Below are 16,084 nucleotides of genomic sequence, written 5' to 3'. Positions count from 1 at the left end.
TTTAGGCATCATGAATTACGAACGCGACGATAGGCAAATGAAAGTTCGTAATTGGCAAAGTATAATTCAGCAACTCGAAATTCTATTTGATATAGATTTGCAACCAGAATAAATACAAACACTTAATTTATTGTTCAATCTTGACCAAGAGTCAAAGATTTGCGCGTTTAAATAATGATAAAAACGGAAAATTGCGAAAGCGTTTCCGTTTTTTAGTATACTTTTAATAACACGATGTCAATGGTTTCAAAGAAATCTAGACATTAACACACTTAAATCATTACTTCCAAAACCAACGTTCAGAAGGAAAGTTCTTAAGATAATTTTACAGTCTCAAAAGACCATTTGTCATAACAATATTACATATGCGTGAAGAAATGTTCAAAAATGTGGAAAACTATAAAAAAATGCAAATATTTAAAAAAAATTGAAATATTTGTTAAATAGTGTTGACATTTAAAAAAAATCCGTTATAATTATAGTCGCTAAAATCTCGTGAAGTTTTGCTCTGGATGTGTTTGACGACCCATCCTGGTATTCACTCTTAAAACAAGTGGATCGAGGCCAGGCTTTTTTCAAGCGAGAAAAATTAGCAGAATGTTCTTTGAAAACTGGATAAAATCTGTCATTTTCTGAGAGTTTGATCCTGGCTCAGGATTAACGCTGGCGGCATGCCTAATACATGCAAGTCGATCGGGTGTAGCAATACACCAGAGGCGAACGGGTGAGTAACACGTATCCAATCTGCCCTATAGCGGGGGACAACTAGTCGAAAGATTAGCTAATACCGCATAACAAGTAACTTATCGCATGAGAATTACTTTAAAGGTCCGTTTGGACCACTATAGGATGAGGGTGCGGCATATCAGCTAGTTGGTGAGGTAACGGCCCACCAAGGCTATGACGTGTAGTTATGCTGAGAGGTAGAATAACCACAATGGGACTGAGACACGGCCCATACTCCTACGGGAGGCAGCAGTAGGGAATTTTTCACAATGGACGAAAGTCTGATGGAGCAATGCCGCGTGAACGATGAAGGTCTTTATGGATTGTAAAGTTCTTTTATTTGGGATGAATGATTAGCAAAGGAAATGTTGCTAGTTTGACCGTACCATTTGAATAAGTAACGACTAACTATGTGCCAGCAGTCGCGGTAATACATAGGTTGCAAGCGTTATCCGGATTTATTGGGCGTAAAACAAGCGCAGGCGGATTAGAAAGTCTGGTGTTAAAATCAACTGCTTAACGGTTGAATGCATTGGAAACTTCTAGTCTAGAGTATGGTAGAGAGTTCTGGAACTCCATGTGGAGCGGTGGAATGCGTAGATATATGGAAGAACACCAGTTGCGAAGGCGAGAACTTAGGCCACTACTGACGCTTAGGCTTGAAAGTGTGGGGAGCAAATAGGATTAGATACCCTAGTAGTCCACACTGTAAACGATGGATGTTAAGTGTCGGGGCGATCACCTCGGTGCTGAAGTTAACACATTAAACATCCTGCCTGGGTAGTACATTCGCAAGAATGAAACTCAAACGGAATTGACGGGGACCCGCACAAGTGGTGGAGCATGTTGCTTAATTCGACGGTACACGAAAAACCTTACCTAGACTTGACATCCTTGGCAAAGCTATAGAAATATAGCGGAGGTTAACCGAGAGACAGGTGGTGCATGGTTGTCGTCAGCTCGTGTCGTGAGATGTTGGGTTAAGTCCCGCAACGAGCGCAACCCTTATTGCTAGTTACTTTGTCTAGCGAGACTGCCAACGTAAGTTGGAGGAAGGTGGGGATGACGTCAAATCATCATGCCCCTTATGTCTAGGGCTGCAAACGTGCTACAATGGCCATTACAAACAGTTGCCAAACCGTAAGGTGGAGCTAATCTGTAAAGATGGTCTCAGTTCGGATTGAGGGCTGCAATTCGCCCTCATGAAGTCGGAATCACTAGTAATCGCGAATCAGCTATGTCGCGGTGAATACGTTCTCGGGTCTTGTACACACCGCCCGTCAAACTATGAGAGCTGATAGTGTCTAAAACCGTGTTGCTAACCGTAAGGAAGCGCATGTCTAGGGCAAGATCGGTGATTGGAGTTAAGTCGTAACAAGGTACCCCTACGAGAACGTGGGGGTGGATCACCTCCTTTCTATGGAGTATAAACAAGTTTTATACACCTTTTACAAAAATGGTGCTTTTTAAAATCCAACTAAAATACTTATCACCCATCCAAAGCAATTTGAGTATAGTATTTGTTGGTCATGATTTTATCCAGTTCTGAGAGAATTCATTCTCTCAATGAATCTGGGCCTTGAGTGGCCCAGAATCATTAGATGGTTCTTTGAAAACTGAATACAACAAATCTTTCTAGTTCTCGTAAGATAAAATGCAAATTTTATCTTGCAAAACAATTAAAAATGCTAATGGATTACATAAAATAAGTTACTAAGGGCTTATGGTGGATGCCTAGGCACTAGAAGGCGATGAAGGACGTGCAAATCTGCGAAAAGCTGCGGGGAGTTGGTTGGAAACGCTAATCCGCAGGTATCCGAATGGGGCAACCCAGCATGGCGAGATCCATGTTATTTTATTCTGAATTCATAGGAATAAAAAGCGAAACGTTGTGAAGTGAAACATCTCAGTAACAACAGGAAAAGAAAACGAAAGTGATTCCGTGTGTAGCGGCGAGCGAAAGCGGAACAGGCCAAACCGGAGAAATCCGGGGTTATAGGACTGCGACATGGACTTGAAATTGATAGAAGAAGCTGTTGGAAAGCAGCACAAAACAGGGTGATAGTCCCGTATTCGAAATCAATTTCATACCTAGCAGGATCCTGAGTACGTCGAAAAATGTTATTTTGACGGAATTTGCCCAAACCATTGGGTAAGCCTAAATACTAATCTAGTGACCGATAGTGAACAAGTACCGTGAGGGAAAGGTGAAAAGAACCCAGAGATGGGAGTGAAATAGATTCTGAAACCATATGCCTACAACGTGTCAGAGCACATTAATGTGTGATGGCGTGCGTTTTGAAGTATGAGCCGGCGAGTTATGAAGGCAAGCAAGTTAACCGATAGAAGGGTAGCTAAAGCGAAAGCGAGTTTGAAATATAGCGACATTAATGTTTGTCTTCATAGACCCGAAACGGGTTGAGCTAGGCATGGGCAGGTTGAAGGTAGAGTAACATCTGCTGGAGGACCGAACCGACTTTCGTTGAAACGACAGCGGATGACCTGTGTCTAGGGGTGAAATTCCAATCGAAACCCGTGATAGCTGGTTCTCGTCGAAATAGTTTTAAGACTAGCGTAAGATCACGATAGGCTGGAGGTAGAGCTACTGAATGTATGATGGCGTCGCCTTGATGTACTGATTACAATTAAACTCCGAATGCCAGTCTATCTACTCTTGCAGTCAGACAGTGGGGGATAAGCTTCATTGTCACGAGGGGAAGAGCCCAGATCATTAAATAAGGTCCCCAAAATATGCTAAGTGGAGAAGGATGTTGAAATACTTAAACAGCAAGTATGTTGGCTTAGAAGCAGCCATCGTTTAAAGAGTGCGTAACAGCTCACTTGTCGAGTGTTTCTGCGCCTAAGATGTAACGGGGCTAAGCATATTACCGAATTTATGGATGATATGAAAATATCGTGGTAGACGAGCGTTGTATATGGATTGAAGCCAAATCGTGAGGATTGGTGGACTGTATACAAGTGAGAATGCCGGTGTAAGTAACGCATGAGAGTGAGAATCTTTCAAACCGATTGACTAAGGTTTCCTGGACCAGGGTCGTCCTTCCAGGGTTAGTCTGGACCTAAGGTGAGGCCGAAAGGCGTAATCGATGGACAACAGGTTAATATTCCTGTACAAACAATATAACTGATGGAGTAACGGAGAAGGTTAATGATTCCCTCTTAACGGATTGAGGGTTAAATAACAAGATTTTGTGGTTGGCAAATCCGCCACATTTAAGATCAAGTTATGAACACGAGCGAACGCTTCGGCAAGTAGCGAAGAGTCATATATCACGCTTCCAAGAAAAGCTTCTAGGGTTAATTATATTGTTTCCAGTACCGAGAACGAACACACGTAGTCAAGGAGAATATCCTAAGGTTAGCGAGTTAACGATAGTTAAGGAACTCTGCAAATTAGCCCCGTAACTTCGGGAGAAGGGGTGCTCAATGAAAGTTGAGCCGCAGTGAAGAACGAGGGGGGACTGTTTAACTAAAACACAGCTTTATGCTAAGGCGCAAGCCGATGTATATGAGGTGACACCTGCCCAGTGCTGGAAGGTTAAAGAAGGGGGTTAGCGCAAGCGAAGCTCTTAACTGAAGCCCCAGTGAACGGCGGCCGTAACTATAACGGTCCTAAGGTAGCGAAATTCCTTGTCGGGTAAATTCCGTCCCGCTTGAATGGTGTAACCATCTCTTGACTGTCTCGACTATCGACTCGGTGAAATCCAGGTACGGGTGAAGACACCCGTTAGGCGCAACGGGACGGAAAGACCCCATGAAGCTTTACTGTAGCTTAATATTGGGCAGAGTTTGATCATGTAGAGCATAGGTAGGAGACTTTGAAGTGAGTTCGCTAGGATTCACGGAGTCAACTGTGGAATACTACCCTTGATTAAACTTTTCTCTAACCGGCTGGTGTCATCCACCAGCGGGACAGTGTTAGGTGGGCAGTTTGACTGGGGCGGTCGCCTCCTAAAATGTAACGGAGGCGCGCAACGGTACCCTCAGCACGGTTGGAAATCGTGTATAGAGTGTAATGGTATAAGGGTGCTTGACTGTGAGACTTACAAGTCGAACAGGTGAGAAATCAGGTCATAGTGATCCGGTGGTTCAGTATGGAATGGCCATCGCTCAACGGATAAAAGCTACTCTGGGGATAACAGGCTGATACTGCCCAAGAGTTCACATCGACGGCAGTGTTTGGCACCTCGATGTCGACTCATCTCATCCTCGAGCTGAAGCAGGTTCGAAGGGTTCGGCTGTTCGCCGATTAAAGAGATACGTGAGTTGGGTTCAAACCGTCGTGAGACAGGTTGGTCCCTATCTATTGTGCCCGCAGGAAGATTGAAGAGATTTATTCTTAGTACGAGAGGACCGGAATGAAGATACCACTTGTGCTCCAGTTGTACCGCCAGGTGCACCGCTGGGTAGCAACGTATCGAATAGATAAACGCTGAAAGCATCTAAGCGTGAAACTAACTCTGAGAATAATCTTCCCATCCCGCAAGGGAGTAAGAACCGTTATAGACCATGACGTTGATAGGTCACAGCTGCAAGTGCCGCGAGGCATTCAGGTGAGTGATACTAATCGTTCGAGGACTTATTAGATCCGCATTATCTAATTAATAGAAAGAAAAGTTGTATTTAGTTTTCTAGAACCATCACGTGTGGTACAGATATCGTCGTGGAAACACCTGGTCCCTTTCCGAACCCAGCAGTTAAGCACGATGGAGCCAATGGTAGGGCAACTGAGAGTAGGAAAGTACCACGCAAATTAACTCACTAACCTTTAGGGAAACCTAGAGGTTTTTTAATACCATAAACTAATGATATTAGAAAGATATTATTTTGATAGTGTTGAATGTATTTGTTGATTATGTTTTGAAAAGTAATAAATTGAAGTTTTAACAATGTAAATTAGAAGTTGTACTTCTATAAATTAGAAGTTGTACTTCTGTTTTTTAGAAATAGGACTTTTTATTGTGTTATACTATAATTAGATTATGATTAAAAGAACCATTCAAGAAAAAATTATAGAAAGTATCAAAACTTATCCTATAACGTTAGTAACAGGCGCAAGACAGGTTGGCAAATCAACAATTTGTTATGAATTAAAAAATTTAATGGGTTTTACTTATGTTTCGCTAGATAATGCGGCAAATTTAAGATTAGCTTTAGATGATCCACAACTTTTTTTGAAAGAAAACAAGCCGCCTTTAATTATTGATGAAGTTCAAAAGGCCCCTGAACTGTTTTCATATATTGCTCCAATTGTAAATACTGCTAGACTAGAAAACGGGACAGCTGATGGTATGTACGTATTAACAGGATCGCATCAATATGATTTAATGAAAAATGTTACAGAGTCACTTGCTGGCAGAATTAGCATTATTACGGTATCTCCTTTTTCCAATAGTGAAATTATTGGTCGGGAAGAAAAAGTTTTTGAAGTAAATCCGGAATTTTTAATAAAAAGAGTTCAAAAAGATTATTCTGAAACGACTCTTTTAAATAATATTTTGCGAGGTGGATATCCAGAATTAAACATTAAAAAAACAATGAATGTATTTAATTTCTTTGATAATTACACACATTCTTATATTGAAAAAGATATAACTGACATCCTTGATATTAAAGAAAAAGATTCATTTCGACAATTTTTAAAAATTTTGGCTGCTGAAACTGGTAAAGAATTAAATTTTAGTTTAATTGCAAGAGGAGTTGGAGTTAGTTATAAGACAATTCAAAGTTGGATTAGTATTTTGAAAACATCTAATTTGATTTACACGCTTGAGCCTTATTTCGAATTTTCTGTGGTGAATCGGATCATAAAACGGCCTAAAATTTACTTTAATGATACTGGTTTAGCTTGTTTTTTGAACGGAATTAAAGACATTCAAACTTTGAAAAATCATGTTAATAAAGGGTTTTTAATGGAAACTTATGTAATTACAGAAATTCTGAAAACATATAATAACTCATTATCTGGTTCCGCTAGTTTTTATTATTATCGCGATGGCAATCAAAATGAAATTGATTTGATTATGGTTAAAGATGGGAAATTAAACCTAATTGAAATAAAATCAGGTACTAGATATAATCCGAGCGCTGTAAAAGCCTTTAGCTTAATTAAGTCTACCAATTACATAATGGGGTCGAATGCATTAATTTGTAATGCTTTTGACTTGTATCCAATAAAAAAAGATGTTTACATTGTCCCAGTTTCGGCAATTTAATTAATACTTGATTAATCGCAAAAATATCTTCAATATTTTTCGTGTTTAATATGTAAAAATTTTAAACGGAGAAAAGAAACTTATATAAATCTATTTGTTATTATTTTTTCTTTGCATAGCCATTTTTTAATAAACATCAATCTAGTTAAGATTTGAATTTTATTTGAAAATAAGTTATCAGACTAAAGTTTTCTTATTTATAATTTTGCAAAATATAAGTGATTTTCAACACTGGATTATCACTGCCTTAAAATAAAAGTAAATTTGAATATGACTAAATTATTTTCGAAAAAAACTAATCGCTTAAAAGCTACATTTAATCAAGCCACAAGTGCTTCTGGATTCGTAACTACACCGTTGTATACGACAAATAAAAAACAAAAGAGAATTTCCACTTCAACTGAACTTACATACCCACATTTGGTTTTTTTATGAGCCATGGTTTTATTTGGTTATTTTTTGTTTGTTATCCAATGATACTCAATTTCAAATTTTCAAATGTTGAGCTTTGGATCAGGATGGGGTGCGGCCTTTTTTAAGCCGGGGGTTTTACAACCACCGTTTATTACTGGTGTACCTAATTGGATGATTACTTTAGGGCGTTCAATTGGATCGTTTTTAGCGGGCTGATTAATTGTAAAAATTGGTCACAAGTATGCGGTGATTGCTGTGATGGCTTTAATGGTGTGTGCTTTCCCTTTCATTATTTTAGGACAAAATCAAAGTTGGAATAGTGCATCAATCGCAGGTGGCAGCGGTGATCCTGATGGGATTGCAGCTGGCGGATTTGCTGGCTTTGTTCTTTTTCGTATTCTTTTAGGAATTGGTGGAACTTGCTTAATTACTTATACCAATTCGATTATTGGAAGCATGCCCGCAAACAAAAAACCGCTTCATTTAACCGCTAATACCATTGGTTTTAATGGTGGTGCTTTTTTAGCTAATATTTTCTTTGTGATTCCAATATATGAAGGAATTAATAATATAGCGGTTAATCAAGCAATCTGAACTGGGGTGGTGAGTGGTTTTGTAATTCTTGTTTTTGTTTTGCTAATTGGTTATTTAGTTTTTGCAAAAGAAGTTGTTCCTAAAAAACCTAATAACAAAATTAAAAATTTACGGGATGCACCAAATGCTGTTACATTTAAAACAGTTTTAAAAGATAAAGAAGTTTGAAGAATTGCGGGAGTATATACTTCATGAGTAATTGCTGCTATTTTTATGACATCAGGAACAATTCGAGCGTTTATTGAGCAATCACCAGCAAATTTCAGAGTAATTGCCATCCAAGATGCCCTGTATGGAGTTGCAGGCGTTGACTCACTAGAAAGTATTAGCGAAACATCATATTATTGGGTATGACCACTTTTCGTATCCTTATTTGTGGTTGGTTTATTTGCAGGCATGTATTTTATTCCAGTAATTAATAATACGATTTTTCATCGTAATAATTTTATTGCCTTCTGTTTTTCAGCAGGTAGTATCTTTGCTTTAATTGCATTAATGTTAGGTCATTTTGCTGGATTTGATAATCATGCTGCTTTAGTTTTAATGTTTATTTTTATTTTCTTTTCAGGAATGTTTTTGTGAGGGGTTCAGTCAATTATTTTGACTGTTCCCCAACAATTAAAAAAATCCTCCCCTGCTTTTATCGGGATTGCTGCAGGAATAATTTGAGGAGTTGGCTATTTTGGTTACACTATTAACGAAGCAGTGCTAAGTTTAATTGTTTCATATGCTGATCCACTAAAAACATCAGTTGGCGGGTTTGGGGCTTCTGTGTCTACAATTGGTAACACGTTAAGGTTTGCAGCCCAAAACAACGGTGGGTTAAACTATGATAATGTTGCTTCGTTGTATGACCAAGGGAATTTATTGATAACTAATCCGGATGGAGGGATTTTGTTAGACGCAAGTAATAACCCAGTAACAGGTACGATAAGTTCGATTGCTAAAAATAATGAAACAATCGGTACTATCGTGATGATTGTTTTATTCACGTTAGCTCTTTTGACTACAACTATCCTTAGTTTCTTTTTACCTAAGAGCGGATACCACGATGTTAACGGGCAATTCTGTGAATTTACCAAAAACTGGTCTCCTTTTTCACTTAAGAACTGAAATTTTAGAAACCCAGATGTGGTTATTCCCCAAGTGTCCAAGTAAATACCCAACATTGTAATAATGAGCACTTCGGTGTTCGTTTTTATTTCATAGTAACATTAATTATGTTGATAACTTGTTAATAGTTATCAAAATTTGTTTGAAACAATAGATAACTGCGCAAAATGTAGTTGCCATTGTAAAATAATAGAAATTCTATCCTTTGGAGTTATCAACATGGAAAATGCTAATCTAATAAACAAAAAGAAGCAACAGTCTGATTCAACTGACAAAAAGAATGATCCTAAACGTTTAAAGAAATTTAATGTTAAAGGCTGAATTGCGACCTGAGCAACTTTGGGTGCTGTTGGAATTGTTTTGCTTGTTGGCCCGACTATTAATTATCAAGTTAATACGGTTCCACAACTGCAAGATAAGCAACGAAACGAACAACAAACAAATGTTGCCAAATTTTTTTCTAATTTAAATGTTAACCCAAGCCTAAAATCCCAAGTACAAACTCTTCCTAGTGAGGTTATCAAATCTTTTCAAAATCCAATTGATTTAGCAAAAGTCAACGAGATTTTAAAAGATAGTGGTTATCAAATTCCGGATTTACAAACAAGTGGTTTGTCCAGTGCTTACCAATTACAATTTAGTGCGAGTGCTGATGATGGCGAAGGAACAATCACTTTTCATGTAAACATCGTAAGCAATGATCAAATGTTTAATCAAAATGGATCTGCTACAACACAAAGCGATCAAGCAGGGAAGAATATCGTTTTATCTGGGTTTAATCAATTTGGGGTTTTGATTAAACATTATTATCAATCCCTTCAACAATTGCAATTAACAGTATCTGCAGCTAACCAGAATGTTTTTGCTAATAATACGACTTTATCAAACACTCCTTCTTTGACAGACGTCAATAACATTTTGTCATCACCTCTGCCTGCTTTGCCAGAAGGTTTAGCTTCTAATGGCTATAGTGTTAGTTTTGTTAAAGGAACTTTAAACCCTGTTAATGGTTCATTGATAGTGAACATAATTGTTATGAAGAACGATCAAAAATTTGATATTAACGGAACCCCGATTCAAACTGCGGTTGGATTACCTTTAAATATCACTGGATTTAAAAAAATTTGATCAAGATATAAAAAGTTATTATCAAGCTCTTTTGTCTGCTAATGTTGTTGTTTCAACAGCTAATCAAAATGTTTTTTCAGATGAAGTTAAACTTGGTGATACACTGTCATTTAGTGACTTAAACAACATCTTAGCAACGACGTTACCTTCGGTTCCTGATACTTTGGCAAGTAATGGTTTTAGTCTGAGTTTTACTAAAGGGATTGCAGATCGCGAAAAAGGAACTTTGACAATTAATGCTTTATTGTCTAGAAATAACCAAAACTTTGATGCCAACGGAAATGTAACAGATGATAAAACAGGTATTACCTTGACGCTTAGTGGATTTAGAATACCGGCAACGGCAACTGCAGTTACTGCTTCTAATATTCTTGTTCCTAATGGCTGAAGTGTTTTTTTCAATGACAGTACCAACCCAGGCAGTACTAGAGACGTAGGTGTACTCAATAATACTGATGCTGGTTCATACGTCTTTTATAGTCCTAATGGAGGCGCTAGCGGTTATGATGCCGGAAACTTCTTTGGAATTAATATGGGAAGTCTCAGAAGTCTGGAAAAAATTAATTTTTACAACGGATCAACTCGAACCACAACAGATTTCTGACATGATTTTAAAGTTGACACATCAACTGATGGTAGTAATTGGACAACAAACAAAAATATTTCTATTTCAGAAAATCCAACAACTACAATCATTGATAAAGATTTTGTAATTCATGCAACAGCACCAGGCAATATGGTTATCAATTTTACTAGTCCGATAAATGCTCAATACGTTCGAATTGTGGCGACTGTTGGGCATCGTAACTGGGTTCAAATTGCTACCTTTCAAGTTTTCTCAGCACCAATTCGTAATTAATACCTAAAACCCAAAATATAATAGAAATATCTGAAACGGTATTTTTCTTCTTACTTAATAGCTTTATCTGTTCATAACGCATTTTAATTTTTGAACAGGTTTTAATGCTGCTATAATCTATACATTAATATTATTTATTTATTTAAAAAATAGGAGTAGCTCATGATTAAAATTAATAACTTAACTGTGAAGTTTGGTCACCGAACTATTCTTGATGATGTTAATTTGCAATTTGATTATGGTGATCGAATTGCCATTCTGGGGAAAAATGGTTCTGGCAAAACAACTTTCATTGAAACAATTATGGGATTAAACAAACCAACTTCTGGTTCAATTAAAATTGCTCCCGAATTAGCTTCCCATATGAAAGCCGTTTTTCAAGACATTGGATATGATGCTGAATTAACTTTAAAAGAATTGCTTTATTTTTATGGCATGATTTCGAAAACTAAAAAGTTTGACAATTCAGTTTTTGATAAATATGAACTAGGACATGTTAAAAATAAAATTTTTAAACAATTATCTGGTGGGGAAAAACAGAAATTTAAGTTGCTTTTATGTATGGAGTTTAACCCGTCTTTAATTATTTTAGATGAATTAACGACTTCATTAGATTATCAATGAAGAATGGATATTGTTGATAAAATTGAAGATTATTTAAAACTTAATCCTCATAGTATTTTATTACTAGTTTCTCATGACCCTGTTGAGATTCGAGCCTTATGTAACAAATATTATTTGGTTAAAGACCAAAAAATAAATAAGATTGATGACATCGATAATTTGTTTGAAAGAAGGGTTTAATATGAAACCATTACTATTACTTTATTCATATAAGTTTGTAAAAAACCCTTTAAATATTGTTTTTAGTGTTTTGTGACCGATTGCTTGAATTATCATTAGTTATTTTGCTTGAGGACGAGGGTTTCAAGAAGGCATTAATGGTTTTTCTGGTAATGCTAATTTTTTTATTTTTACAGCACCAGGTTATTTTTTAATGGCTGCAACTTCCATTTCTTTAGCTAACGTTCCCAATACAATTGCAGCCGATCGAATATATAATCGGGTCAAAATTTTCAGAACTTTAAACATCAATAGAACCCAATATATTTTTACTCATTGTATTGTCAATTTCTCTGTCTTTTTATTTGTTTTCTTAGTTCAGTTATTGATTTCCAATTTTGCATTTGAATTAAATTTATCAGCAAGCACTTTCTTTTCCATTTTCTTTTTAGATTTATTTGCATTCATTTTAATGCTATTTTTAGCGTTGTTTCTTTCGCAATTTGGAAAGACCGACCGTTCAATTAATTTGATCGGAACCGTAGTTTTTTACCCAATTTTATTTTTAAGTGGTAATTCTATTCCCGCGTTTTCAATTGACCCTAATGGAGTTTGGTTTAAGTACGTACAATTTTTAGAACCGGTCGGTGGTGCAGCTTATTTTTCGCAGAATATTATATTGCAAGATACTTTCGGCTTTTCTCAAATAGATTGAAAAGTAGATTGATTAGGAATTATTATTCCAGTGGCTGAAGCTGTTATTTTTGGTCTAATTACTTGAAAAATATTTAAATGGAAATAACTAGTAGTTATTGCAATAATCTTTTTGGCATCATTTCACTATAACTTTTTTAATCATTTGAGCCCTTCCTAGTGAAATTAATGCAAAAACAAAAAGATAGATAAACGATCAAAGATAATGCAGTCCAACTAAGTTTTTGTACGCATCAACAATTCGGAAATCAATAATTGCAGAATTTTGTTTTACAAATTCCTCAAACGAAGGGATGTATGAAAATGACGTTAGTATTGATACAGCAAAAATAACAAAACCCGCCCATATTATTAAGGATAATAATCAACTGAATACTAAAGCTAAATTGATTTTTTTTGATAATTTTAGTTTTTTATCTAACTTTGCTTTTTGAGAAAGTAAAACACCAAAAAAGACGTAGTCAAAATATTGCCCAAATACCAAGGGTCAAAAGAATGGAATAAACCATCCATAATTGCGAACTTGAGCCGCTTGCGTTTTGCCGTATTCTTTCATCTGTTGAATTCTTGTGCCCACATAATTAGTTGTAAATTCCGGATAATTTACACTTTCCATATCGTCACTATAAAAATTTTCTTGGATTGGTTTATTACATTTTTTAGATAAGTCTTGAAAGTATTTGTTTTGGTCTGTAATTTTAGAATTGTAATAAACTTTTACATCTGTATTAGTAGGATTATTTTTTAATTGGAACAATTTATATAACAGATATTTTTTGGTTGCTCAAGTCGAAATAGGTTGAAAGAGTAGTAGAGCATATAATGGTGTTAATCCGATTGCAATTGCTATTCCTGTGCCATTTAGTTGTGCTCAATCAGACAAAAATAATCCCATAAATATGTAAATTAAACATAGTGCTAAAAAAAGTGGTGGTCAGAATATAGATATTCCAAATTTTACTCTAATTCAATATGAACGAGTTCGGTCAATCAAATTACATTCGCAGCAATTTTTTCATAATCACCAAAATAATAAAACGCCAAAAATTGGAATATAAATTCACTTGGATAGTTTCATTCTATAAAATGTTTTGTAATGGTAATTATCGCTGTCATGGAAGACAATATCTTTCTTTTTTGGTCAAGGTTTTTTAACAGCATTACCAAAATTACTTCAGGGAGAATTTTTGTTTAAATTATTCATTTAGTATCTCCTTATATTTACTGTTATGGCTTCATTTTATATTAAATACTAATGTTTTAATTAACGGTTTTTGTTTTTATTATTTTCAGGTGATATTCATCTTAAGTTTGGAGTTTTTATTTTTTTCCAAATCTTATACTACAATAGTCATGTGCCAAACACACAAATATACAAGGTTTAACGACCTTGTATTTTTTATTTTTGAAAACTTGAAACAAACTCAGTTAGCAAAATTATTAATGCAAAAAATCATTCTTATGAAATTCAAACTTGATTTTTTCAAATTTTGATACCGTGTTTAAAATACAAAGAAATGAGATTTGATAATGTTAATGCAAAATTAACAACAAGATATTTAGTTAAAATAATTTTATTATTTATGGTGTAAAAAAATGCAAACTTCAATTAATTATGTTGACATATTTTTAGATATTTATATACAATAATGATTACATTTTGTGATTTCACAAATATTCGAATTATCTTAGATAACTTAATCACTTAACCTTTCAGGAGCATTATTTTATGATTAGCGAAATAACAAAGCCAATTCCAGGAAAAGAACCAACCAAAATTTTTGCCTTTGGTGGTCTTGAAGAAATTGGCAAGAACATGTATGGAATTGAGTATAAAGACGAATTAATTATTATTGACTGTGGTATTAAATTTGCTAACAATGAATTATTGGGGATCGATGGAATTGTAGCTAATTTTAGTTACCTACGAGAAAATGCTCATAAATTAAAAGCGGTATTTATTACTCATGGTCACGAAGATCACATCGGTGGAGTTCCTTATTTATTAAAAGAATTTGATGTTCCAGTAATTTATGCACCAAAAATTGCATCAGAATTCATTTTGCGAAAACTACAAGAACATAAAGATGCTAAGCCAACTAAAATTGAAGTCTATAATGATGATACTGTGGTTAAAACAGAATATTTTACAGTTGATTTTTATCGGGTAAATCACTCGATACCTGATGCTTTTGGAATTTGTGTGCAAACCCCAAACGGCAACATTGTAGAAAGTGGAGATTATCGTTTTGATTTTGAAGCTAAGGGTGATGAGCTTAACATGCATAAAGTTGTTGAAATTGCAAAACGTGGTGTTGCTCTATTTATGAGTGAAACAACAAATTCAGAAATTCCTGGATTTAGTCCGAGTGAGCAAAAAATTTATTCTAATATCAACAAAATTATTAAAGAAGCCCAAGGCCGAGTAATTATGACCACTTTTGCATCTAATACTACAAGAATTAATGAAGTCGTAGAATTAGCCTTAAATTTAGGTCGGAAGGTTTGTCTTTTAGGAAAATCAATGGAAGCCAATGTTGCTACATCACGCAAAGTTGGATATATCAACATTAAAGATAGTGATTTGATTGCAGCTAGAGATTTGAAAAAACATCCAGATGAAACCATTATGATTTTTTGTACGGGATCTCAAGGTGAAGAATTAGCCGCATTAAATGTAATGTCTCGTGGTAAACATCCTTGAGTATCGTTGAAACCTGAAGACACAATTATTATGTCCTCTAATCCTATTCCTGGAAACTACGCAAATGTTGAATATTTAATTAATGAACTTTCTAAACATGGTGTAACCATTTTTGAAAATTCACCATCTAATCGTTTACATGCTTCGGGTCATGCAACCAAACAAGAATTGCAATTAATGTTACGTTTATTAGGACCTAAATACTTATTACCAATTCATGGTGAATTTAAAATGTTTCGTTCTGTTCAAAAACTAGCAGAAGAAATTGGTTTTGATAAAGACAATGTTGTGATTGTCAAAAATGGTGACATTTTGCATTTAGTAGAAGGCGAATTATTTTACACTGATCAAAGCTTTTTTGCAGATCCTGTATATATTGAAGGACGCAAAACTTCGAAAAGTTCTGCGCAAATTTTAAAAGAACGGCGGATTTTAAGTGAAGATGGTGTCTTTACAGTAATTCTTGCTATTGATAAACTTAAGCACGAAGTCTTAGGATTGCCAATTATTGTTACCAGAGGATGTTTCTTTGCTAAAGAATCTGGTCCTTTAATTACCAAAATGAGTCATGCAATTAAGCAATCAGTTAATGAAGAATTAAGAAACCAAACCGATTTCTCAAATGGCGTTCATGAAGAAGCTATTTGTAAGGCAACACGAAATGTTGCAAACTATTACATTTGAAGAAATAAAAAACGAAATCCTTTAATTAACACTTTAATCCAAGAAATATAGTTTCCGTTTTTAATAAAAGTACATAAATAATGTAACTTCTCCATTTCCCTTTCTATAATTAATTTAAAGATACAGAAA

General features: G+C 35.3%; 8 protein-coding genes and 3 rRNA genes. 10 read left to right on the top strand and 1 reads right to left on the bottom strand.

Annotated elements, in window-relative coordinates:
- Positions 1–628 precede the first annotated feature (628 nt).
- The 9 genes from T384_RS0100900 to T384_RS0100860 all read left to right on the top strand — a co-directional run bounded on the left by T384_RS0100900 (position 629) and on the right by T384_RS0100860 (position 12,655).
- A 16S ribosomal RNA gene (locus T384_RS0100900) occupies positions 629–2,143 on the top strand.
- Positions 2,144–2,429: 286 nt separating this feature from the next.
- Positions 2,430–5,334 (top strand): 23S ribosomal RNA (locus T384_RS0100895).
- Positions 5,335–5,392: 58 nt separating this feature from the next.
- Positions 5,393–5,497, top strand: a 5S ribosomal RNA gene (gene rrf / locus T384_RS0100890).
- Together the 16S, 23S and 5S rRNA genes form the textbook arrangement of a ribosomal RNA operon.
- Before the next feature lie 232 nt (positions 5,498–5,729).
- Positions 5,730–6,962, top strand: a complete 1,233-nt coding sequence (locus T384_RS0100885; protein WP_027119458.1) for an ATP-binding protein — start codon at positions 5,730–5,732, stop codon at positions 6,960–6,962.
- A 270-nt stretch (positions 6,963–7,232) separates the two neighbouring features.
- A complete protein-coding gene (locus T384_RS0100880) occupies positions 7,233–9,128 on the top strand; it encodes a hypothetical protein (protein WP_027119457.1) in 1,896 nt (631 codons plus the stop codon).
- 174 nt (positions 9,129–9,302) lie between these two features.
- A complete protein-coding gene (locus T384_RS0100875; RefSeq protein WP_027119456.1) occupies positions 9,303–10,253 on the top strand; it encodes a hypothetical protein in 951 nt (316 codons plus the stop codon).
- On the top strand, positions 10,243–11,070 hold the full coding sequence (locus tag T384_RS0100870; RefSeq protein ID WP_027119455.1) for a discoidin domain-containing protein: 828 nt from the start codon (positions 10,243–10,245) through the stop codon (positions 11,068–11,070). The genes T384_RS0100875 and T384_RS0100870 overlap by 11 nt, the downstream gene beginning before the upstream one ends.
- 162 nt (positions 11,071–11,232) lie before the next feature.
- Complete coding sequence (locus T384_RS0100865) at positions 11,233–11,874, top strand: ATP-binding cassette domain-containing protein (protein ID WP_027119454.1); 642 nt, start codon at positions 11,233–11,235, stop codon at positions 11,872–11,874.
- A gap of 1 nt (position 11,875) precedes the next feature.
- Complete coding sequence (locus T384_RS0100860) at positions 11,876–12,655, top strand: ABC transporter permease (protein ID WP_027119453.1); 780 nt, start codon at positions 11,876–11,878, stop codon at positions 12,653–12,655.
- On the opposite strand, the gene T384_RS0100855 is transcribed toward T384_RS0100860, so the two are convergent.
- Positions 12,656–13,771 carry a hypothetical protein gene (locus T384_RS0100855; RefSeq protein ID WP_027119452.1) on the bottom strand — a complete coding sequence of 372 codons (1,116 nt, stop codon included), beginning with the start codon at positions 13,769–13,771 and terminating at the stop codon, positions 12,656–12,658.
- A 525-nt stretch (positions 13,772–14,296) separates the two neighbouring features.
- Here T384_RS0100855 and T384_RS0100850 point away from each other — a divergent pair.
- Positions 14,297–16,006, top strand: a complete 1,710-nt coding sequence (locus T384_RS0100850) for a ribonuclease J (RefSeq protein WP_027119451.1) — start codon at positions 14,297–14,299, stop codon at positions 16,004–16,006.
- Positions 16,007–16,084 lie beyond the last annotated feature (78 nt).

This window comes from Mycoplasma testudinis ATCC 43263 (genome assembly GCF_000687795.1).
GTDB lineage: Bacteria > Bacillota_I > Bacilli_A > Mycoplasmatales > Mycoplasmoidaceae > Mycoplasmoides > Mycoplasmoides testudinis.
The sequence above is the reverse complement of the archived record's forward strand: the minus strand, read 5'-3'. Positions and strand labels throughout refer to the sequence as shown.